The sequence below is a fragment of the Klebsiella sp. 4_1_44FAA genome, from assembly GCF_000238715.1.
In the GTDB taxonomy this organism is placed as follows: domain Bacteria; phylum Pseudomonadota; class Gammaproteobacteria; order Enterobacterales; family Enterobacteriaceae; genus Klebsiella; species Klebsiella pneumoniae.
On record NZ_JH414798.1, the window covers coordinates 807,273 to 811,691 of the forward strand.

A 4,419-nucleotide genomic window follows, 5' to 3' on the forward strand; every position below is an offset into this window, starting at 1 on the left:
TTCCAGGCGCTGCGCGATGAGCTGGCGCAGGTGGCGCACGAGCTTAACGCCGACAGCATCGAACAGGTAGTTTATGCCTGGGTGCTGCGTCTGCCGTCGCAGCCGCTGCCGATTATTGGCTCGGGCAAAATCGAGCGCGTGCGCTCGGCGATTGTGGCTGAAAAACTCAGCATGACCCGTCAGCAGTGGTTCCGCATCCGTAAAGCCGCGCTCGGGTACGACGTACCGTAACGGGCATTTCCCCTCCGGAAAGGCGTTCCTGGTTTACACTTAACAGGGAGACAGCCATCCGGAGGTGTTATGCAACGATGTATTCTCGCGATCTTATCCCTCGCATTTTGCGCTGGCGCACAGGCCGTTAGTGAAGATGTGCAACTTAATCTCGTGACCACCCAGGGCGTCGGTCAGACCATCGGCAGCGTCAAAATCACCGAAACCGACCGCGGACTCGAGTTCGCCCCCACTCTGCGGGCGCTACCGCCGGGCAAGCACGGGTTTCATATTCATGCCGAAGGCAGCTGCCAGCCGGCGATGAAAGAAGGTAAAGCCGTGGCCGCCGGGGCGGCGGGCGGACATTACGATCCGCAGCATACCGGCAAACACGAAGGGCCGTTGGGGGCCGGGCATCTTGGCGACCTGCCCCTGCTGGTGGTCAACGATGCGGGCGTAGCCGACCAGCCGATTATTGCTCCGCGCCTGAAAACGCTGGCGGAGGTGAAAGGGAAAGCGCTGATGGTCCACGTAGGCGGGGATAACATGGCCGACAGTCCGCAGCCGCTGGGCGGCGGCGGCGAACGGTTTGCCTGCGGGGTGATTAAGTAGTTCCTTCGCCAATTGTGCCGGCCACCGGGGCCTGTTCCAGCTGCGACAGGGCGCAGTACAGTCGCCAAATCGCGGCGGCCAGTTCCCGCGCCGCCGGCTGATGATGGTGGTTCAGGGCGTCGCAGATCCGCTGCAGCTCCTGCAGGGTGGAGGCCAGCGGACGCTGCTGCACGCCGCGCTCGCTCATCACATCGCGTAACAGGTTGATGCACAGGTCGCGCACCTGGGCGAGAGGATCGGAGCGGGTTTCCCATTCGCGAAGCTGCCAAACGACGTGCGAGCAATTGAGCAGCACGACGCCCCAACGCAACAGCCAGCGGCGCGCCAGGGCATCCTTACTCTGGCTGAGCTGACTGACGTGGTGATAGACCAGCGATTCAAATTCATGCTCACTGTGCTGAGGATGACGGCTGAGCTGATCGACAAAGTGACGCCGTAACGCTCTGATATGGCGTCGCCCTTTGCGGGCGTCAGAGCCCGGACTCAGTACCGCAAAGGCCAGCCAGGCAAAGCCTACCCCGACAATCTTGCTCAAATTATCATTGAAAAAGGCCGCATAATCGTACACCGGCGGGTTGGTGACGGCGATAAACGAGCCCATAAAGACGATAAGCTGTCCCCACAGGCCGGCGTATTTGGGCCACTGCAGTTTGAGTAACTGCATGGTGGTCAGGAGCGGGAACAGGAACAGCAGAAACTGCCACAGGTCGGTTACCTGCACCATCAGGCCGAACTTCACCACGAAACTGAATAGCGACAGCAGGACCAGAGTCTGCATCAGCAATGTCAGCGAGCGAAACGGCGAGGCGGATACGGAGTAGAGCACGCAGCAGATGGAGGCCAGGGTCAGGGCCGCCGCGCAGCTGGTCCACTGGGTACTGATCCCCCATGCGCCAATCGCCACCAGCGCGCAAAAGGTACGGACACCGTTGAGCAACGCCTCCGCCTGATCGGTATGGCGGGCTAACGGCGGGGCGGCGGGCACATTGAACTCGGCGATCGCCGAGGCATTTTCAACGCGGCGGATCCAGCGGCTGCTCTCCAGGTAAATGCGACAGAAATAGCGCAATCGCGCCCAGAAAGCGATGTGGCGGTAATCGGCATCCTGCCGCGGCGCCAGCGGCGCCAGGATCCGCGCAACGTGATAGCTGTCGGCATGAGGGGTGGCGAGCTCGGCGAGCAGCGACTCCAGTACCTGGCGAGTGTTCGCCGGCGCGTCAGGCCAGTTCAGCAGCATCCGTCGCAGACTGGAGATGACGCTGGTCATTCTGAGCTGCTGATGCAGGAGGTAGTTCAGCAGAGGATTCTGCCGACGGAAACGGTAGTGGCTCCAGAAGGCCTGGATACGCAGCAGGTTCATGGTCAGGATCTGGCCAATCACGCTCTCATGGGCGGTGCGAATGGCATCCGTCGTCTCCGGCACCCACAGCAGGCTGGCGTGCTCCAGCAGCCGGGCGTGCATGGTTTTCAGGGCCGTCAGCAGATTGCTGCCGTCGGAGGTGCTTGGCAGGATCATCATCATTAGCCCGCCGCAGAGGATCCCGACGATGACTTCGCAGACGCGCGACTGGGCGATGACCCACAGCTCGTAGCTGTCGCTGATGTTAATCACCGGAAAGGCGATGATGGCGCAGGTATAGCCCGCCAGCTGAAAGGCGTAGGCGACGTTGTTGGTGAACAGGGCGCAGGCCCAGGTGCAGAGCGCCAGCCAGCCGGAGATACTGAACAGAAACAGCCAGGGATCGTTGAGTGTATGACCGGCAAGCAGCAGGGCGGCGCAGGCGCCGAGCAGGCTGCCTGCGATGCGGCCAAAACTTTTACTGATCACGCCGCCGACGGTGGGAAAGCTGACCACCGCCGCGGACGTCATCGCCCAGTAGGGCTCATCAAGATCCAGCGCATAGGCGATACTCAGCGCAAGACACATCGCGATGCCGTTGCGCAATGCGTACCGCCACTGCGGCCGGGTGGCTTTAACCCAGGGGAGTGCGCGCCACGACAGGGTCTTCAGGTTCATTACTGCCCGCCAATTGAGACAGTGCAGGTGGTATCGGAGACCAGGGTGACATCGGCCGGCAGCGTATCAAAGGCAATTCGCACCGGAACGCGTTGGGCGAGACGAACCCAGGGGATATTTGGTTTGATGTTGGCCACCAGCCCGGTTCCCTGTTCCACGCTCTGGTCGACAATCGCGCGGCCGATGCTCGCGACATGGCCCTTTAGCGTCTGCTGATTGCTATAGAGAATAATTTGTGCCGGATCGCCGATGCGAATGTGGCGCAGTTTGGTCTCTTCGAAGTAGCCCAGTACGTAAAACGAATGGCTGTCCACCAGGGCAAAGACCGGATGGCCGGTGGTAGCGTAATCACCGACGCGGGTGGAAAGGTTGGTCACCCAGCCATCCACCGGCGCTTTGACAACCGTCTGGCTGAGCTGCCACTGCGCATGTTTCAGCGCCGCTTCGGTTACGCCGACCCCCGCTCTGGCGGCAGCCAGGGTGGTGGTGGCGGTATTCAGGGCGGTATTGACGTTCTCAAGGTCTTCAGCCGAGATGGCATTTTGCGACAGGCTTCGGCGACGGCGAGCCTCGCTGGCGGCCTTGCTTTGCTCCGCCTGCGCTTTCGCCACCTCCGCCTGGGCTTTCGCCAGCTGCGCCTGGGCGTTCAGCACCGCGATGCGATAGGGGGTGTCGTCGATGGTAAACAATACTTCCCCGGCTTTGACCCGTTGGTTATCGGTTACGTTCAACTGCAGAATACTGCCGGAGACCTGAGGGGTGATCCCAACCTGCTCGGCGCGCACTTTGCCGTCGCGGGTCCAGGGTGACTGAGTGTAGAAATTCCATAACAACCATGCGGCAATCAGGGCGACGGCCGCGACCAGCAGCGTTGACAGATATTTTAATCTTTTCATAACAGGGAGATCACCAGGCAATGAGCAATACCAGGGCCAGACAGACCGAGAGCGCGAACAGGGAGAGATCCATTAGTAGCGGGTGCCAGATGTCGCCCGCATACATCCAGTCACGCAGCTGGCGATGTAAAAACAACCAGATAAAGAAACCCAACAAGACGGCTTTGAACAGCGGAGGGAAATAGACGGATGCGCCGAACACCAGGTCCTGCAGCGGCAATCCGGATGCGTTAAGACTCAGTTTCACAAGCAAAAATCCTTTGCCATTACAGGGGTAACCTCAGGACGTGCTACTCTTTAACAGTGTAAATCATTGTTTTGGTTTTTGTTGAATCAAGTAATTCATTTGTTTTGATAATTCAAATGCTGCACACTATTCTAAAATCAGTATAATAACTTAGCAAGCTAATTATAAGGAGATGAAATTGGAATCGCCACTTGGTTCTGATCTGGCACGTTTAGTTCGCGTTTGGCGCGCGCTAATCGACCATCGCCTGAAACCTCTGGAGTTAACGCAGACCCACTGGGTCACGCTGCATAACATCCACCAGCTGCCGCCTGAGCAGTCGCAGATCCAGCTGGCGAAAGCTATCGGTATTGAACAGCCGTCGCTGGTGCGCACGCTCGATCAGCTGGAGGAGAAAGGGCTCATTTCTCGCCAGACCTGCGCAAGCGATCGGCGGG

6 protein-coding genes are annotated in these 4,419 nt (G+C 59.5%); 3 read left to right on the forward strand and 3 right to left on the reverse strand.

Annotated features, from left to right (window positions below; all coding sequences use genetic code 11):
• Window positions 1–231: aldo/keto reductase (locus HMPREF1024_RS21770; RefSeq protein WP_009307709.1), on the forward strand; the 231-nt coding region annotated here is incomplete at its 5' end.
• A 69-nt stretch (window positions 232–300) separates the two neighbouring features.
• Window positions 301–822, forward strand: a complete 522-nt coding sequence (gene sodC, locus HMPREF1024_RS21765) for a superoxide dismutase [Cu-Zn] SodC (RefSeq protein WP_004184268.1) — start codon at window positions 301–303, stop codon at window positions 820–822.
• Here the strand turns inward: sodC and HMPREF1024_RS21760 are convergent.
• The 3 genes from HMPREF1024_RS21760 to HMPREF1024_RS21750 are packed head-to-tail and all read right to left on the reverse strand — an operon-like array spanning window position 815 to window position 3,982.
• A complete protein-coding gene (locus tag HMPREF1024_RS21760; protein ID WP_009307710.1) occupies window positions 815–2,839 on the reverse strand; it encodes an FUSC family protein in 2,025 nt (674 codons plus the stop codon). The genes sodC and HMPREF1024_RS21760 overlap by 8 nt on opposite strands.
• Window positions 2,839–3,735: an HlyD family secretion protein gene (locus HMPREF1024_RS21755; RefSeq protein ID WP_009307711.1), complete on the reverse strand. Its 897-nt coding sequence runs from the start codon at window positions 3,733–3,735 to the stop codon at window positions 2,839–2,841. Before HMPREF1024_RS21755 ends, HMPREF1024_RS21760 begins: the two co-directional genes overlap by 1 nt.
• Window positions 3,736–3,745: 10 nt before the next feature.
• Complete coding sequence (locus tag HMPREF1024_RS21750) at window positions 3,746–3,982, reverse strand: DUF1656 domain-containing protein (RefSeq protein WP_009307712.1); 237 nt, start codon at window positions 3,980–3,982, stop codon at window positions 3,746–3,748.
• 172 nt (window positions 3,983–4,154) lie between these two features.
• Between HMPREF1024_RS21750 and slyA the strand changes: the two genes are divergently transcribed.
• Window positions 4,155–4,419: transcriptional regulator SlyA (slyA, locus tag HMPREF1024_RS21745; RefSeq protein WP_032451316.1), on the forward strand; the 265-nt coding region annotated here is incomplete at its 3' end.

Coding starts and splice junctions, on each gene's coding strand:
- sodC (WP_004184268.1), top strand. CDS start 301: ATGCAACGATGTATTCTCGCGATCTTATCCCTCGCATTTTGCGCTGGC.
- HMPREF1024_RS21760 (WP_009307710.1), bottom strand. CDS start 2,839: ATGAACCTGAAGACCCTGTCGTGGCGCGCACTCCCCTGGGTTAAAGCC.
- HMPREF1024_RS21755 (WP_009307711.1), bottom strand. CDS start 3,735: ATGAAAAGATTAAAATATCTGTCAACGCTGCTGGTCGCGGCCGTCGCC.